This window comes from Dolichospermum sp. UHCC 0315A, from assembly GCF_008121535.1.
GTDB lineage: Bacteria > Cyanobacteriota > Cyanobacteriia > Cyanobacteriales > Nostocaceae > Dolichospermum > Dolichospermum lemmermannii.
Map to the genome: position 1 here is coordinate 1,164,035 of NZ_CP043056.1, position 18,103 is coordinate 1,182,137.

Sequence of the window (18,103 nt, forward strand, 5' to 3'; positions counted from 1 at the left end):
ATAATTAATTGTCTGAATCAGGATGTCCAGGATTTGAGGATTTTCAGGATAATTAATTGTCAGAATCAGGATTTTCGGGATTTGCAGGGTAATATTGTCCGCAATGTGTCAAGATACTATTGAAGCATGATCTAGGTTCTACTCTATCCAGCCCTAACTTATGGATGAACAGCGTCTACAGGCATATTATCAGCTAATTCAACAACTGCTTAGTTGTCCCCATGGTCAAGAAGCGGCTATATTACAAGCTAACAGGGAATTACTCGATGTTGATTTTTTAGAATTGCTGAAGGTAGGGGTAGAACAAATGTCTACCCAGGAAGGACAAGAAAATCGTGCTAACCGGTTGCTGGCTTTAGCTTCTCAACTCAGTGAAGAGTTAGATATAGCCCTAAATGGGAATACTCCAGAACCAGAAACGCCGCTTAATCAAGCAAATTTTGATACCTATTTACAATTTTTATTAGAAGTATTACAAGCTACCGCAGAAAGTCGAGGTAATCCCCAGGTAGTTTACCCTTTACTGGCTGCAAATAGGGATAAACTTAATCTCACCTTTGTTAAATTATTACAGCTTCGGACAGGTCTACTAGAAGAAGCAGAACCAGACGCAAAACAATTTTTCGCTGTAGTGATAGGTGAGTTTAGTAATCTGATACAGCAATTTCCTTTAGGTAACAAAGCCGATAATGTGGAAATTGCTATTACTGGTTATGAAATAGTTTCCACTGTTTTCACCCGTGATACTTCTCCAGAACAATGGGGAAATTTACAAAATAATCTGGGGATAGCCTACAGAAATAGAATCAGGGGAGATAAAGCGGAGAATCTGGAAAATGCCATTGCAGCTTATCAGCAAGCTTTAGAAGTTTATACCCGCACCGATTTTCCTGTACAATGGGCAATGACGCAAAATAATCTGGGGACTGCCTACAGTGATAGAATCAGGGGAGATAAAGCGGATAATCTGGAAAATGCCATTGCAGCTTATCAGCAAGCTTTAGAAGTTTATACCCGCACCGATTTTCCTGTACAATGGGCAATGACGCAAAATAATCTGGGGACTGCCTACAGTGATAGAATCAGGGGAGATAAAGCGGATAATCTGGAAAATGCCATTGCAGCTTATCAGCAAGCTTTAGAAGTTTATACCCGCACCGATTTTCCTGTAGATTGGGCAACGACGCAAAATAATCTGGGGAATGCCTACAGAGATAGAATCAGGGGAGATAAAGCGGATAATCTGGAAAATGCCATTGCAGCTTATCAGCAAGCTTTAGAAGTTTATACCCGCACCGATTTTCCTGTAGATTGGGCAATGACGCAAAATAATCTGGGGAATGCCTACAGAGATAGAATCAGGGGAGATAAAGCGGATAATCTGGAAAATGCCATTGCAGCTTATCAGCAAGCTTTAGAAGTTTATACCCGCACCGATTTTCCTGTAGAAAATGCTCAAACTTTATTCAATTTGGGTATTCTTTATCAAGATTCACAACAGTTTGATTTAGCTTACGATACCTTTAAATCTGCCCTTGTCACAGTTGAAGATATACGGGGGGAAATTATTTCTGGGGAAGAAAGTAAACGCAAACAAGCGGAAGAATGGAATAAACTTTTTGTAAGCATGGTGGAAGTTTGTTTAGCATTGGGTAAAGAAAGGGAAGCTATCAGTTATATTGAACGCAGTAAAACCCGCAATTTAGTAGAATTGATTGCTGAAAAGGTTGATTTTACACCAATTGAATATTCAGAAATTCAAAATCTGTTAGATGAGAAAACTGCAATTATTCAATTTTACATTTTTAATGATTGTTTCCGGGCTTTCATTATTACCAAAAACAACGATAAACCAATAATTTGGAAATCTACAGAGGAAGATTTAGATCAACTCATAGATTGGGTTTATGATGAATATATCACCCTTTACTATTCCGACCGTAACAAATGGCGAAATAATTTAAATGATCAACTTACCAAACTTGCAGAAATTTTCCATATTAATGAAATAATTGCCCAAGTTCCAAAGGATATTCAAAAAATAATTATCATTCCCCACCGTTATTTACACTTATTACCTTTTCATGCTATTCCTTTATCTACAAATTCAGAATATTTATTTGATAAATATCCTGGTGGTGTCAGTTATGCACCCAGTTGTCAACTTTTGAATATTGCTAAAGAACGTCTTTCTAACCCTATTCTACAAAGAGAGAGAACAAGATTAGAACCTCTGTCTAACTCTCTCCTAGAAGGAGAGAGAACAAGATTAAGTAACCTATTTGCAATTCAAGATCCTAATAACAATTTACCTTTTACTAACACTGAAGTGGAAACAATTGCAGCTAATTTCTACCCCCAGCAAATCCTCAAAAATAATGAGGCCAGCAAAGCCAATTTACAAGAAACTACCACATTTAATAACTTTACTAATTCCCAATGGTTACATTTTTCTTGTCACGGTAGTTTTGATTTAGAATCACCTTTAAAATCAGCTTTACAACTTGCTGAGTCGGAAGTTAATCCTTCACTTTTGACAACATATTCATCTCGTTATGTGAGAATTAATGAAGAAACTGCTATTGATTTATCAAAATGTTTGACATTAGCAGATATCTTAGAATTAAATCTCCCTCAATGTTATCTTGTTTGTCTTTCTGCTTGCGAAACCGGCGTAATTGATGTTAGAAATAACAGTGATGAATTTATTGGTTTATCCAGTGGTTTTATGAAAGCCGGTGCAGTTAATATTGTTAGCAGTTTGTGGACTGTGAGTGATGTTCACACCGCTATTTTAATGATTAAATTATATGAAAATATCGCCAATAAACCCCAGGATATCACATTGGCATTAAACACAGTCCAGGAATGGTTACGCAAAGCCACACAGGTAGAAATCATTGATTGGTTGAAGCAGAAAACTGAAATAAAGGAGGAACAAAAAGAGAACATTATTAATTCATTATCTAAGCAATGTAGACCCGAACATCAACCATTTAACCAACCATATTTTTGGGCTGCTTTTTGTGCTGTTTCTCCTGTAATGTAGGTTGAGTTGACAAAGTGAAACCCAACATTATCAAAAATTTCGTATTATTTCATGTAGAGATTTAGCAGTGATTGTAAGTGTCAAATTAATGAAAATTGATGTATTCTTAAGCCAGAGAATAAATTCTCTGTCTAAAAGCTAAAGTCGGTTAAAACCGACTATATTAATCCTAGAATCAATTTTTATAAATTTTGACTTTCTAGTTTATGCGAGTGCGTTTTCCCTCGTTCCCTGTCTCTGACCGGGAATGAATTGCAGAGGCTCTACCTCCACTATATCATTTTACTTCAGGCCGAGCCTGAAAAACTGCATTCCCAGCCAGAGTCTGGGAACGAGTTAAAATCAGCTAAAATACTAATCAATTCACAAACTAAACCTATGGAAGCTAATCAAATTATCCAAGCATTTACCGAAGTCGTGAGAAACCAAGATTATGTTTTTTCCGACGTTTCTTTAGATGCTATCACAGAATTACAAAAAACTATCGCTGGTATAGAAACTGAACCTCCGGAAGTAGTTGCAGAAGCTATCCGTCAATGGTATCTTGACTATGAAAAAGTTAGAAATGCAGTCTTTTTAGAAAAACGGGAAAGGGAAATTGGTAGAGTCCCTAGAACTAAACCAGAAAATGAAGAAAACACCGTAGAAAATCGCTACCGACTTTTACAAGAGGAAGTAGAAAAACTGAAAGAAAAAAAGACACCAGCCCAAAACCCATAATTAAAAATGAATAAATCGGTTGATTATACAAGTTAAACTGGTGGTTAGAAATCCCGTCTACACAGACAAAATCAAATCCTTGATTTTTGGTTAGTCTGCGCGGGCGGAATTTGTTTGTGTAGCGGCGATTTTCAGTTACCAGGGCTTAAATTAACTGTTTTTTTAATCTTGTCAAAATTCACATTTCAGTCGTATTTGGTATAGCTAAATTATGAAAATATATGCACCTAATATTCACGTTTTCACTTTTCAACTTTATAAAGGCTCAAATTTTGATGATAATATAGATAGTCAACATTTAAACTTTATCTGGGAACGTGGTAATGATATTCTTAAAGAAGTTCTCAAACAAGATTTACAACTCAGTCAAAAAATTGATGTTAAAAAAGATGAGGGATTTAATAAAGTAGATATTCTGAATGATCAAAATGAAGTAGCTGTATATTTGGAGGGGAATGTTAACCCAAGTCCTCAACAAGATATTTTAATTACAGGTTTCGCTTATCCTTGTCGAATTTCTGATAGTTACGGTTTGTGGTTAAATTTACGTCGTCCAAAACAGGAAAATAACCAACCTACGGAAGATGTAGAAACTGATTTTCTCAAACTTTTAAATCCCAATAATTGCTTAATTTTACCATTAAATCCTTTATTTCTGGGACAAACTATTTTAATTACAGCTTGGATAAATAATGCTAAAATTCAAAATGATCATCAAAAAATAGCTGATGAATGTTTAAAGCAAATTTTCCCTAATCAAAATACAATTCCATCTTTTTATCGTCAAGGTCAATTATTTGGTAGTCCGATATTTGAATATGGTTTACCAAATCAATCTAGTCAATATCAACAAGTTTTAATTTGTTTATTTACAAAACAAGAAACTGGAAATAAATTTGAACAATCTTGTTCAGAATTACTAGATTTGTTTTTTCGTCATAGTAAGATAATCAAAGCTTATAAAGACAGTCGGGCTATATATAAAGACTTAGATAAAAAGTATAGAGATATAGAATCTGAAGTTAATAAAATTCTCGAACTGGAAAACAATCAAGATATAACCAGAAAGGATTTAAAGAAATTACAAAACCAGTTAAAAGCGTTTCCTAGATTAGCACTTGAATACACCAGATTACTTTTAAGTTTAGAAGATTCCCAAAATACAATTGTGATTAATGCAGATAATTATAGCGATAAATTAGCACAAATTAAACATAATTTAAACGGTGAAAATCTAGATTTTCTAGAAATTTTCCTAAATAAGAATTGTGTCACCTTTAAACGGCAAATTCAAGCCGATTTAGGCTATTTTCAACATGGTTCACAATTATTAGATCAAGCCATTAACTCAATTCGTGGTATAGTGGAAATAGAACAAGCTAAAAGCGATCGCTCTTTAGAAACAACAGTACAAATATTAGGAATCGGTTTTGGTGGTGGTGCGATAGTTTCGGGTATTATAGTTCAACACATTGATAAAATTAACCTACCTTCATTACCAAAAAATCCCTTTTTAGCATCTTTAGTTTTAAGCATTATTGCTACTATAGTATGTACTCTTCTAGCTATGTTGGGTATATGGATAAAAAAGCTGAAATTGTAGGTTACAATGAATCATAACTTGGATATTTAATGAAGGAATAAATCATGAAAATACAAGGAATTATCAAAGGTAACACCATAGAATTATTAGATCAAATATTAGATAAAATTCTTCTACCTGATGGAGTAAAAATTTCTATAGAAATACCAGATAACTTAATAATTAAACAACCCAAATGGCAAGAGTTAGAAGCTGTTATTGGTTTATGGAAAGATGATACAGAAATTGATGAAATTTTTGATATTATTAATCAGGAACGTCATCAAGATTTAGGACGTGAAATTAATTTAGATAGTTAAAATTATGTACTTGCTAGATACTAATATTTGTATTGCGATACTTAAAGCTAATGAAAATGTTGTATCACAGTTTCATGAAAAATATCAATCTTGCTATCTTTCTAGTTTAGTTTTAGCAGAATTGTACAAAGGAGTTTATTGTTCAACTAAAGTCGAACGTAATTTAGATAATTTAAAGAAGTTTGCTAATCTATTACCGATGATAGATTTTGATGAAAAAGCAGCAATTGAATTTGGAAAAATTCAAAATGAACTTAGAAAAATTGGAAAACCAACTGGACAATTAGATGCTTTAATTGCTGCTGTTGCTATTTCTCAAAATTACATTTTAGTAACTGATAATACTCGTGATTTTGAAAATATTACTAATCTGATCTTAGAAAACTGGTTAAAATCATAAAAATTCCTGATTATCATAAATTTAAACAGATTTGAGGTGATTGGTAATTGGTTATTTCCCCCTATCCCATATCACCTTAATGATCACGCAGAAACAGAAACTTCCGACTGATAGCAAATCCCCGCTTCCTTGAATCTTTGTAAAGCTTCACCCAAGCGATCGCAATCTGCAATTAAACTAATTCTCACATAGCCTTCACCACCCACACCAAAGGCATTTCCAGGAGTCAAAACCACCCCAGTTTGCTGTAAAACATTCAAAGCAAAATCTGTAGAATTCATTCCCACCGGACATTTTATCCACAAATACATAGTTGCTTCCGTTTTGGGAATATTCCACCCTAACTTACCCAAACCATCTATTAAAAAATCTCGACGAACGCGGTAACGTTGTTGCACTTCATGTAAATAAGAATCAGGAAGTTGCAAAGCTGTTTCTGCTGCTGTTTGTAAAGCCGAAAAAATGCCATAATCTAAATTGGTTTTCAGAGTCCGCAAACCTTGGATAACGTGACGATTTCCGACAACAAAACCAACGCGCCAACCTGCCATATTATAGGTTTTAGAGAGAGTGTGAAACTCGACACCAATCTCCTTAGCACCAGGAATTTCTAACAAGCTAGTGGGTTGATAACCATCAAAAGCTAATTCTGCATAACATAAATCATGGACTAAAAGGATTTCATACTTCCGTGCAAAGGCCACAATTTCCTCAAAAAATTCGCGGGGGGCTGTGGCTGCGGTAGGATTACTAGGATAATTGAAATAGAGGATTTTCGCTTTTCTAGCCACTTCCTCAGGAATAGCTGCTAAATCAATTAACCAATTATTTTCTTCCTTGAGAATTAAATTGTGAATAACTCCCCCAGCAATAATCGGTCCACGAAAATGCACAGGGTAAGATGGTGAAGGTACTAATACAGTATCACCAGGATTAATATAGGCGATCGCTAAATGCCCCAAACCTTCCTTAGAACCGAGTAAGGGTAAAGCCTCACTATCAGGATCAAGGGTAACACCATAACGGCGATGATACCATTGAGTAATCGCCTTACGGAAACTAGCCGTTCCTTCAAATGGGGGATAACCGTGATTAGCGGGATTTTGCAAAGCTGCAATTGCGGCTTCTATCACTGGTTGGGGAGTAGGTCCATCAGGATTACCCATACCCAAATCAATCAAATCTAACCCTTGTTCTCTAGCCTTAGCCTTTAATTCGTCCAAACGGGCAAACACATAAGGCGGCAATTTTTGTATCCGTTCTGCGGGAGAAATCCAACTCAAACTCATTCCTTCACCTCGTCACTTATTCCCCTGGTGGAAACACGATTAATATCTATTGGTGCAGTGGTAGAAACCATTGCGGCCATCAATTGTTCCAACGCTACATTAAACGGTAGACGGTGGATATCAGAATTAGGTTCTAAACTAATTTCCGCTGCTGTTTGTAACTCACCCAGAGTGATATTACCTAATCCCAAATCTGCTAATTTTTGGGGTAGTCCAATCTCTGCATAGAACTTCAACAATTGTTGTCTTGCTGACGCTGCTAATTGATTTCCTTGGATCATTTCTTCTAACCGCAGTTGTACCAGGATACCATAAGCGACCTTTTCCCCGTGAATACTACCATGTCCAGAAATATGAGTTAAGCCATTATGAACTGCATGGGCAGCGACTGTGCGACATTGCGCCCCACCAAGTCCCCCAATTACTCCAGCTAGGAGTACAGTTGCGTCCACAACTTCTTGCCAAACTTCCCCACCCGGAAACTGTAACGCAGCAGCAGACTTTTGCAATAAAATATCGCGTAAAATTCGCGCTTGTTGAACCGCAGCAATAATTAAAGTTTGTTGCAAATGCCCACTACTTACTGATGCTTCATACCATTTAGCGATCGCATCCCCAATTCCTGCTATTAATGTGCTTGGAGGTGCAGTCTGAACTAAATTATAATCCAAAATCAGCAAATCAGGACAGCGAGATAAAGCCACATCATATAAAAACGCCCCAGTTTCTGAATAGACATTAGAAAGGGCAGTCCAAGCCGCACAGGTAGCCCCAGAAGTGGGAATTGTGACAATTGGTAATGTCAATTGGTGGGCGACTAATTTAGCCGTATCTAGGGCTTTACCACCACCAATCCCGATAATCAGATCAGCTTTATGTTCTTTAGCGGCTTTGCGTAAGGCTTTCAAACTAGCTTCACAACAATCAGCACCATAGGAAACTGACAAAGGATGTAATTCTGGAGATTGGCAAAGAGATTGTAAACTCTCTTGACTCAGATTGAGAGTCTGATTTCCAGCAATAATTAAGGGACGAGTTCCCAAATTAGCAACTTCACCCGCAACGGTTGACAACACACCCGCACCGCGAATTACTTTCCCAGGGGAAACAGAAAGGCTGAAAAATGAACTAGAGGTTTGAGTGGACAAAGTTTCAGTAGAATGTTGATTAGGCATGATCTTGATTTTGCCAAAACTATTGATATTTCTTAATCAAATTTTAAAATAATCTTTATTGTATGATAGATGACCAAAAAATGTGCAAACAAGAAAGAAGCAGGGGGCAGGGGGAAGAGGAGAATATTTTTCTTCCCAATTACCCATTCCCAATTACCAATTACCTATAAAGCAGTGGGTTTTGGTAATGAAGCAAATTTATCTAAATAAACTTCTACCGCCATTTCTGGGTCTTCACGACTGACCAAAGTGCGATTTATTTGACCCAAGTACAGCGGTACAGATAACCCTATTTCTGGGTGGATAATAGTGCGAGCGCGGACTATCATTTCCTTACTACCACCAGTACCTAAGCGACCATAGGAATAAAGGTTACTAGCTGCTTGACGTAAAGTTGCTTCTAATTCTGTGGGAGTAATTTCTGGTGCGACGGCAATTACTGTTTGGTTAGAACCGTTATCATAAACTAGGCTGTACTTGACAGCACCAGGAATAATTGTGCGACTCAGGGGAACGAGGGAAAGTGAAAATAATCCCCCTGTCAGTACCAGCATAAAGCCAGTTGCACCCACCAGTCGAAAGCGAAAGCCCCATTTAAGAATGAAAGCTAAGATTGTCAGGACTGCAAATACTATTGTCGCAATACCTGACCATTGGGTATATTGCAGAAAATTAGCTGTACTAGGCATAAGGTTTTAATTATGAACATTCCCACCCATTCTACCGTTGATACAACGCCTCAGATTCTCGATACTGCGAGTATCCATTAAGAAACCTTCGATCTATGTATTACCATAATTTTAGTATACTAGAATTAATGGTATAAATCTTATTAGTTGATATGGAAACTGTACAATACCAATACGCTATCAATTCGAGTGGTAAAACTATAAATATTGATAGTTTAATTGCTGGTTCAGAAGTCAGACGTGAACAATTCAAGTGTATATCATGCGATAATCTCCTACTTCCTGTCTTGGGACAAACAAGGAGAAAGCATTTTCGGCATAAAGTAGATATTGAATGTTCTCATGAAACTTACTTGCACAAATTGGCAAAGTTCAGATTTCACGAAATTTATAATACTTGTTTGCAAGAAAATCAACCTTTTTGGATAGAAATCAACTTTACTAAATACTGTAGCTTTCACGAGGAAAAATTGCTAATTCCCTGCATTTTCAGTAAGGGTAAACATAAATTTGATTTAACTCAATACTTTAACCTCATTAAGTTAGAACCCAAAGATGGTTCGTTTATTCCTGACTTGCTACTTAGTCATGAAAACGGACAAAAGATTTTTGTAGAGATAGCAGTAACCCATAAGTCTACCCTAGAAAAAAGGCAATCAGAACAGCGTATTATTGAATTGAACATCAACAGTGAACTTGATATTAAGCCGATTAATAATAAGCTTTTGTCAGAAAATGAGAAAATAGATTTCTGGAATTTTAACAGGGAACAAAAAAAAGATTTCTGTCATGGTATATGTATTAATGGTTTTAAAAACACAATAAACTCTCATGAAAATATTGAGAATAATGCTTCTCTATTATTATCTTTATATAAAAATTGTTTTTTCTGTCACCATCATAGACTACTTGTTGATAAAGGGAAAGATATACCTATATACTGTTATTTTTTTAGAAACCGCTTTCATGCAAAAACAGCAAATAATTGTCCAAATTACCTGCCTGATGATAAATTTATTGATAATTTATACTTAGTTACTTAGTTACTTAGTTACCCCAAACCATTGATTTAAGGAAAGGATTGGTAGCTGCTGACTTTATATCCAAAACAAAAACACCCCCCATTTCTGGAGGGTGATTCTGTAATTAAGCTATTAACAAAGCTTTAATTATTAACCGTTGATTGCAGGAGCGCTCATTGCAACAGGAGCAACATCACTAGCAGCCAAGTCTAGGGGGAAGTTGTGAGCGTTACGCTCGTGCATTACTTCCATACCTAAGTTAGCGCGGTTGATTACGTCAGCCCAAGTAGCGATAACGCGACCTTGAGAATCAATGACGGATTGGTTGAAGTTGAAACCGTTCAAGTTGAACGCCATTGTGCTGACGCCCAAAGCGGTGAACCAAATACCAAATACTGGCCATGCAGCTAGTAAGAAGTGTAATTGACGGCTGTTGTTGAAAGAAGCATATTGGAAAATCAAACGACCGAAGTAGCCGTGGGCTGCAACGATGTTGTAGGTTTCTTCTTCTTGACCGAACTTGTAACCGTAGTTTTGAGATTCGGTTTCAGTTGTTTCCTTAACCAAGGAAGAAGTTACCAAAGAACCGTGCATTGCAGAGAACAAAGAACCACCGAATACACCAGCTACACCCAACATATGGAAGGGGTGCATCAAGATGTTGTGTTCAGCTTGGAACACGATCATGAAGTTGAATGTTCCAGAGATACCCAAAGGCATACCATCGGAGAATGAACCTTGACCAATTGGGTAGATCAAGAATACTGCGGTAGCTGCTGCTAAAGGTGCAGAGAAAGCTACACAGATCCAAGGACGCATACCCAAACGGTAAGAAAGTTCCCACTCACGGCCTAAGTAGCAAGCTGCACCGATTAAGAAGTGGAATACTACCAATTGGTAAGGTCCACCGTTGTACAACCACTCATCTAAGGAAGCTGCTTCCCAGATTGGGTAGAAGTGCAAACCGATAGCGTTAGAGGAAGGAACAACTGCACCAGAGATGATGTTGTTTCCGTAGATCAAAGAACCTGCAACTGGCTCACGGATACCGTCAATGTCAACGGGAGGCGCAGCGATGAAAGCGATGATGAAGCAGGTAGTAGCGGCTAACAGGGTAGGGATCATCAATACTCCAAACCAACCGATATAAATCCGGTTGTCGGTGCTGGTGATCCACTCGCAGAAGCGATCCCATACGTTAGCGGTTGAGCGCTGTTGTAAGGTTGTGGTCATTTTATAATTGCTTTATTTTTTTATGATGTTGGTAGGTGGTTTTGCCTACCTGTATACAACATTAGAGGATAAGTTTAAATTTGTAAAGATAATTAGAATTAGTATTAGTTATATCAGTTATATGTTTTCCTAATGTAATGAGGTTTACAGAAATTGCAGCCGCAAATTCACTCCTAAAAATCAAAGTATATATAAGGTAAACTGCCTTCAGGCGCTAGTAACCAAACCGCATAAAAGCATAAGGGGACAAAAACAATTTTAATTGGCCAGCTAAACTCTAATTTCATTTCTCGTTTAAAAGCATAAGAAATACTCATCAGCAAAGCTATGCCGAGCAGCAAATAAGAAATTTGATATTGACTCATATTTAGAGCTTCTATATAGACCTTTGCGGCAAATTGTTGATCACCCCCATGACCCCAAAGATGCTGAATAACTAAAGCAGAGTCTTGGAGGTTGGGGAGACGAAACCAAATCCAAGATGTAAAAACCATGATTTGTGTCAAAAACCAAGCAAAAATTATTCCTAGCGGGTTTTTCCAAAATAAGTTAAGAATTGTCAAGCGATCGCTTAATACACTAATGAGACGATGCCCAGCTAAAGCGATACCATGCAATACACCCCAAATAATAAAACCCCAAGCTGAACCGTGCCAGATACCAGCTATTAGCATTACTATTAATAAATTTCCGCAGGTACGCATTAATCCACGTCGAGAACCACCTAAAGGAAAATAAAGATAATTACGCAACCAATCACCCAATGTGATGTGCCAGCGTCGCCAAAAATCGGCAATACTGGTACTGAAATAGGGAAAATCAAAATTTTCCGGTAAAACTAAACCAAATAGTAAAGCACTACCACGAGCAATATCAACATAACCATTGAAATCTAAATATAGTTGCAAGCCATAAGCAAAGGTAGCTAACCACAAATCTGTACTACCTGCTCTTTGTAAGTTACCAAAGCATAAATCCACAAATATACCCAAATTATCAGCGAAAATACCTTTTTTAACCGCACCTCTAGCAATTAACCACAGTCCTTCAGCAACTCTATCAATGCTGGGAAATCTTAGGGTATCAAATTGAATTGCTAAATTATGGTAACGAGTAATTGGCCCAGAAATTAGTTTGGCAAAAAATAATTTATATGTGGCAAATTGGATAAATTTAGTAGTAGCAGTAGCACCACGATAAACATCTATTAAATAAGCAATACATTCAAATGTAAAGAAAGAAATTCCTAAAGGTGCAACTAACTTAATTAATGATTCTGGTGAATTTGTCGGCTGATTAAAAACTAAATTTAGGAAATAATTTATGTATTTAAAACCTAAAAGAATAAAAACATTAAAACCTATACCAATCGACAACACTTTGAGACGACGTTGATTCCAGTCAGCTTGGGTAAATTGCCGTTCTTCGTTAGATAAATTCCAGTTTTGAGAATGCTTTCCTGGTGAAGTATTGCTGCCAATTTCTAAACCTAGACGGAAGTTAATAAAAGTTAGTGCTAAAAGTAATGGTAAATATTGAATGTGCAAAGATGCGTAGAAAACAAGGCTGGCTATTAGCAGTATCCATAATCTTATATTTGCTAAATTAACAGTCCAGTAGATTCCTAAAACACTCAACAAAAACAGCCCGTAAAAAATTGATATAAATTTCATTTTTGATTAATTTATGATTTTGAATTTGTGATTGGGAAGAAAGAAGATAAGTATTTTTTTCTCTTCCCTATTTAATCACTTTGTTGGCCAGCTAATCATTGGATCTATAGCCAGTTTTTTTGATACTTCATAAGCACCATAGCGATTGAGGTGACTAGGATCTGAAAAGTAATCATTTGCTTTTGGCCATAGCTGACTTAAATCACGATATATAAATTGAGGATGATTGGTAAAGCTTAATAAATACTCTTGAAACTGTTGTTCATATTTTGTGCGTACAGGATCTAAATAATCTGAAGTAAGGGGCATATTGACAAAGACAAGGGAGATCTTATTATTTTTGGTAAACTCTAACATAGAATGGAATGCCTGATCTTGTTTACCTGCTAATTGGAAAGATTTATAATCGTTGTCGTAATCTCCAGAAACTTTGGGGTGTTTTTGATAATATGTGCTGGGATTAAAGCGAATAGATAAAGGTAAGAATCCATCAAAATCAACTCCGGGGAGAGAAAAATTATTGTCTATTTCAGAATCATGGGTGAGATTAATTTTTGATTTAATCGGGGGATTTTGATAGCTAAAAGGTAGATATTGAAGTTGTTTTTGGAGAAGAATTTTAATTTGATCACGGTTTTTATAACTAGCAGATAAATTAGCTACAGACTGATTTAACGAATCGTTAGCGACTTGATAGATACTAATATCTTCTATCTTAGGTTTACTACTAATTTTTTCTTTTCCATCTTCTGGGTTATGAGGAAATTCATTATTTTTGACCGTTGTTTTGGCTTTTTGCAATATTTCCTTGTATCCTGGTGAGGTTTCAATTGCATTGAAAGTAATATCTTCTCTGCCATTATTAAAGGCGCGAGAACCATCTGCCCATAAAATAACTTTTGGCAATTCTTCAGGTTTTAAAACCTGACGGATAAGAACGTCAACGACTTGGGCTGTTGCTCCATTAATACCAAAGTTAAATATATCAATATTGCTATAATTTTGGGTGACTAAAGCTTTAGAAAGGGCGACAGGATCAACTCCTCTCAGGGCGCGAGAAGAACCAATAATCAAAACATCTGGTGGACGTTTTTTGGTGTTTAAACGATGTTTATAGAGGGCTAATTGTTCATCTAATTGCCTAGCATTAAAACTGGGCGTTTGTGATCTAGCTGCTAATAAAATCGCTGTAGCTGTAGCTTTTTCTTTTAATGGTGCGGCTGGTAAATTTTCTGATTGAGAACCATTTTCATTGATAAATTCAGAAGCATTAAAAGCAGCTTGATTATTATTAGGTAATTCGGTTGTTCCTGATTGATTTAAAAATGATGTTTTCTGATTATTTGGTAATGGTAAAGATGCTTGGGCTTGTGAGGATAAGGGCGAAATAGTATTATTAGTAGCTTTTGGTGAATTCTTAATAGTATGGGCGACAACATAGCCTAACATGAAATCACTTTGTAATGCGAGAAGTAATCCTAATGCCAGCCAAATCATTCCACTGCTAATTCCTTGATTGTCGGGATTTTCATCTATTTCTTGATTAGATGATGTAAATAGTTGACTGTTTAAAAGTAAATTTCTGATGATTTTATTGGTATTTGTTAACCAATTTTTTGTTTTTTCTTTGATAAAACTTTGTACTTTTGTATTTGTTAAATCAGGACGCAAAATTTCTTCACCGTTTTCACCGATCATCAGGGAATTTACATATTCTGATGTAGCAGCAAATTCTGGTGTTGCTTCGGGGACTAATCGAGAACGTTCTTCTAGATCAACTCCATGATGCCATACGGGTTCTTTATCACCAGCACGACGACCATAAACACGGACACCTGTAATACCATGAATTTTCAGTTGGCGGATAAATTGAGTCACTTTCCGAGAAACTTGATGGCGTGTGGGACAAACGGTAGCATCACACATGATGTGTAATAAATATTCTTTGCAAACTAGTAATACCCGAATACCACCTGTTTTCAATCGCCAATCTAGGTCAGGATTAAGCAACCGCTCTAGTAAAAAAATAATTGCTGGTTGATCACCTGTACGGGCAAGTTCCCAAGCAGATGTCACTAGGGTGGGATGCTGGGATGCTGGTAAAGATACCCAGTCTATCCAAATTGGTTTTTTATCCGCTGTTTTTTGTCCGTATATGGCGGCTGAGATAATAGCTTGAGGAGCAATATTTTTTAGCAGGGGGACAATGGAATGTAGCGCGGTTTCTTTATCTGGTGCAGGGGCGGTTTCTAAGGGGTCAAAAGCTGGAGTACAAAATATGTGTAAAGTAGATTCTCTGAGAGAAGTTTCTAGTGCTATTTTGAACCCTGATAATTCCTCTGTTAATATTTTAGCGATCGCTTGCACATCTCCCCACCGCGCCCATTCTTTTAACATCACCTCTGGAGGTGTTAAATCTACTCTTACCCGCCAATCTGGGTCGGTTTCCCCGCGAACTTGGGCTACAATGATCCCATCCTGATAACCAACAAGCTGCAAATATCTGAGCTTTTGGGCTACCGTTTCTGCCAGTAATGATGGATCGGGGCTATAGCTAGACTGACAAAATACCCACAGACGATTAACGACTATCTGAGAGTTATTTTTCGCCGGAGAGGGTTGAATTTTTACCTGTACTGCTATCCCTAAATGGCTGAGATGTTCGCTCAAATAGCGAGCAATGGCATCGGCATCTCCTTGGCGTGCCAGACTCTCATTAGAGATAATTAACGAGCCACCGGGATTTATAGGCGTTTCTGTTTGTGATAATAGTGACTGTTTTACCTGTTCTAAATGTTGCTCTAGTTGGTTCAAGTACACCCGATGACACCATTCGGGACGGTGTTCCCCTTTTTTTCGACCATAAATTAATATCTGGTATATTGACGGTTGTTCGTCATTGGTAAGGGTATCTACATCGGTTTGCTGTAGCGCTTGCAGTAACTCCGATAAGGTTTGCCAACGTTGTGGACATTCAACGCTTTCACAGAGAATATGTAGGTCATTACCTAGCAATCGGACTTTTACCCCGAAAGTATTTATACCTGTTGCTTGGCTTACCCATTGCACTAAGGAATTTTGACGATTATCAAGTAATACTGTTTTCATGGGCGGTGGAATTTAACAGCAAGGTTGTATTGGGGAATTTCGGCTGTACTTGTCAACTAGAATCATAGAATTATCACATTTTGCCGTTTTTTTTAACAATTTTGTTACCTTTGCAGCTTGCAAAATTGACAAAGATAGTCTTATATCAAGAGTTTAGAAATCAGGAGGTAGGGGTGCTGCGCCAAGGAGTCAATACCTTCTGCAAGGGATAAATAAAACATTACCAACATTATGCGGTGCTATCAGACACCAAAATAGTTTTAACCTTTTCCCCGTTTCCTGCTATATTTTTCTACTGTTAACATTGATGTAATATACCGTAGCCCGCCTGGGAATAAATTCCCAGTCTCATAGCAAAAGTCATCTGAAGATGACTAAATAAACGTCTACTAATTACTGAAAATTACAATGCCATCCGTAAACCAACAGTTCTTTTCTCAATCTGGATTAAATTGCATTGCATTCACTATTTCCCCTGCTTGTCTTTTACAAGTTGGTACAGTATCTATACTGATGCTACTCATGGCTCAAAAAGCTACGGGCGAGGCATTAATCGGACTGGGTGAAGCAAGTGAAGAATTATTACGAGGCGATCGCTTACCTGTTCTCAATTTCCCAGATGATCACAAATTAGACAAGGGTCAATTCCCAAGGAGTACACCCAATACCAGCCGCAACTAACATCACACCCTTAACAGAAAATCATTCTATTTTGCGTCCCGAAGTTTTAATCGGATTGGTCAGTTGTCAGTTGTCCGTTGTCATTGGGTAGTTTTATTCTTCCTTCTGACTCCTGAACTCCTGAATTCCTGAATTCCTGAATTCCTGATAGCGAAGCGTGGCGTTAGCCATACTCCTCACTTTAAAAACTCTTTGGGATTTTTTGCTTCCCAACCGAGGGAACCGTTAGAACGCATTTCAAAATGAAGATGAGGTTGTGTGGAGGTTGGTTGTCCGGTAGTTCCGACTGCTCCCAAAATATCGCCTTTGTTGACTGTTTGACCGAGAGTAACTTTGATGCTGTCAAGTTGGGCGTAACGGCTTTGTAAGCCACCTGCGTGGTTAATAATGACTAACTTGCCATAACTACCTTGTTCCTTGGCAAAGACGATGATTCCAGGAGCGATCGCTGTCACAGGAGTATTTACTGGTGCTAACAAATCTACGCCACTATGAAAGAAAACATCTCCTGTAATCGGGTGAATTTGCCAACCATAAGCTAATGCAACATCTGTACTACTTGGCAAGGGATAACCAGTAATGTTTCCAGCCGGGGTACTAGGTGCGGTAGCAATTGTCCCAGAAGTAGCAGCAGGAGCAGTAATTACCCCTGGAAGTATCGGTAAAAAGACAAATTTAGGGGTTTTCTGACAACCATTGATTTCAAATACTGTATCTGGACGGACTTTATACTTAGATGCTATTTGTTTCCAGTTTTGATTACGAGGAACTTCGACAACAATGCCATTGAAAGGGAGAATTTGCAGTTCTGTTCCTGGATTTACTACCCCATTCTTCACGGATGGATTAATCCCAATAATTGTTTCTGGTGCTAAATTATAGCGATTAGCTATAGTTGCTAAAGTTTCACCACGATTAACTTGATGACGTTGGATACGAGCTAAAGCGGGAACCGGGCAACTTCCTGGACTAGCATTAACGCTTTGTGACTGTGGCAGTATGGATAATAAACCCAAAGTGCTAAATAAGCTCAAAAAACATAGTGAACAATAGGAAAATTTCATGCAAATAAGTCCAGAAATCGCTAATTTTTAGATTTTAGTGGGGAATTGTTAAAGATAGGATAAAGTTTTTCCTCTATCTTTCTACTACCTATTTTGAG

The 18,103-nt window shown here is 37.2% G+C and carries 14 protein-coding genes; 7 read left to right on the forward strand and 7 right to left on the reverse strand.

What is annotated here, in order from left to right; all coding sequences use genetic code 11:
• Positions 1–160 precede the first annotated feature (160 nt).
• The 5 genes from BMF77_RS05395 to BMF77_RS05415 all read left to right on the forward strand — a co-directional run bounded on the left by BMF77_RS05395 (position 161) and on the right by BMF77_RS05415 (position 6,071).
• Positions 161–3,049: a CHAT domain-containing protein gene (locus BMF77_RS05395; RefSeq protein WP_148761234.1), complete on the forward strand. Its 2,889-nt coding sequence runs from the start codon at positions 161–163 to the stop codon at positions 3,047–3,049.
• A gap of 378 nt (positions 3,050–3,427) precedes the next feature.
• Positions 3,428–3,769, forward strand: coding sequence for a hypothetical protein (locus tag BMF77_RS05400; RefSeq protein ID WP_015083098.1), 342 nt, complete (start codon positions 3,428–3,430; stop codon positions 3,767–3,769).
• Between the two features lie 211 nt (positions 3,770–3,980).
• The gene (locus BMF77_RS05405; protein ID WP_148761236.1) at positions 3,981–5,372 is read left to right on the forward strand and encodes a hypothetical protein; all 1,392 of its coding nucleotides are present in this window, start codon (positions 3,981–3,983) and stop codon (positions 5,370–5,372) included.
• Between the two features lie 44 nt (positions 5,373–5,416).
• Positions 5,417–5,671, forward strand: a complete 255-nt coding sequence (locus BMF77_RS05410) for a hypothetical protein (RefSeq protein WP_148761238.1) — start codon at positions 5,417–5,419, stop codon at positions 5,669–5,671.
• Positions 5,672–5,675: 4 nt separating this feature from the next.
• Positions 5,676–6,071 (forward strand): type II toxin-antitoxin system VapC family toxin, encoded by a 396-nt coding sequence (locus BMF77_RS05415; protein WP_015083101.1) that lies wholly within the window; start codon positions 5,676–5,678, stop codon positions 6,069–6,071.
• A gap of 83 nt (positions 6,072–6,154) precedes the next feature.
• Here the strand turns inward: BMF77_RS05415 and BMF77_RS05420 are convergent, their stop codons facing one another.
• The 3 genes from BMF77_RS05420 to BMF77_RS05430 all read right to left on the reverse strand — a co-directional run bounded on the left by BMF77_RS05420 (position 6,155) and on the right by BMF77_RS05430 (position 9,224).
• Entirely contained in the window at positions 6,155–7,360 is a 1,206-nt protein-coding gene (locus tag BMF77_RS05420) for an aspartate aminotransferase (protein WP_148761240.1), read from the reverse strand.
• On the reverse strand, positions 7,357–8,535 hold the full coding sequence (locus tag BMF77_RS05425) for an iron-containing alcohol dehydrogenase family protein (RefSeq protein ID WP_148761242.1): 1,179 nt from the start codon (positions 8,533–8,535) through the stop codon (positions 7,357–7,359). The genes BMF77_RS05420 and BMF77_RS05425 overlap by 4 nt, the downstream gene beginning before the upstream one ends.
• Positions 8,536–8,699: 164 nt before the next feature.
• On the reverse strand, positions 8,700–9,224 hold the full coding sequence (locus tag BMF77_RS05430; RefSeq protein WP_148761243.1) for a Ycf51 family protein: 525 nt from the start codon (positions 9,222–9,224) through the stop codon (positions 8,700–8,702).
• Positions 9,225–9,376: 152 nt separating this feature from the next.
• Here BMF77_RS05430 and BMF77_RS05435 point away from each other — a divergent pair, with 152 nt between their 5' ends.
• The gene (locus BMF77_RS05435) at positions 9,377–10,267 is read left to right on the forward strand and encodes a hypothetical protein (RefSeq protein ID WP_148761244.1); all 891 of its coding nucleotides are present in this window, start codon (positions 9,377–9,379) and stop codon (positions 10,265–10,267) included.
• A 129-nt stretch (positions 10,268–10,396) separates the two neighbouring features.
• Here the strand turns inward: BMF77_RS05435 and psbA are convergent, their stop codons facing one another.
• The 3 genes from psbA to BMF77_RS05450 form a co-directional block, all read right to left on the reverse strand.
• The gene (gene psbA, locus BMF77_RS05440; protein ID WP_015083105.1) at positions 10,397–11,479 is read right to left on the reverse strand and encodes a photosystem II q(b) protein; all 1,083 of its coding nucleotides are present in this window, start codon (positions 11,477–11,479) and stop codon (positions 10,397–10,399) included.
• A gap of 173 nt (positions 11,480–11,652) precedes the next feature.
• The gene (locus BMF77_RS05445; protein WP_148761245.1) at positions 11,653–13,152 is read right to left on the reverse strand and encodes an MBOAT family protein; all 1,500 of its coding nucleotides are present in this window, start codon (positions 13,150–13,152) and stop codon (positions 11,653–11,655) included.
• Between the two features lie 75 nt (positions 13,153–13,227).
• Entirely contained in the window at positions 13,228–16,260 is a 3,033-nt protein-coding gene (locus BMF77_RS05450) for a DUF1574 family protein (RefSeq protein WP_148761246.1), read from the reverse strand.
• 408 nt (positions 16,261–16,668) lie between these two features.
• On the opposite strand from BMF77_RS05450, the gene BMF77_RS05455 reads away from it, so the two are divergent.
• Positions 16,669–16,941, forward strand: coding sequence for a hypothetical protein (locus BMF77_RS05455; protein WP_148761247.1), 273 nt, complete (start codon positions 16,669–16,671; stop codon positions 16,939–16,941).
• A gap of 176 nt (positions 16,942–17,117) precedes the next feature.
• Here the strand turns inward: BMF77_RS05455 and BMF77_RS05460 are convergent, their stop codons facing one another.
• Positions 17,118–18,005, reverse strand: a complete 888-nt coding sequence (locus BMF77_RS05460) for a M23 family metallopeptidase (RefSeq protein WP_148761248.1) — start codon at positions 18,003–18,005, stop codon at positions 17,118–17,120.
• Positions 18,006–18,103: the final 98 nt, after the last annotated feature.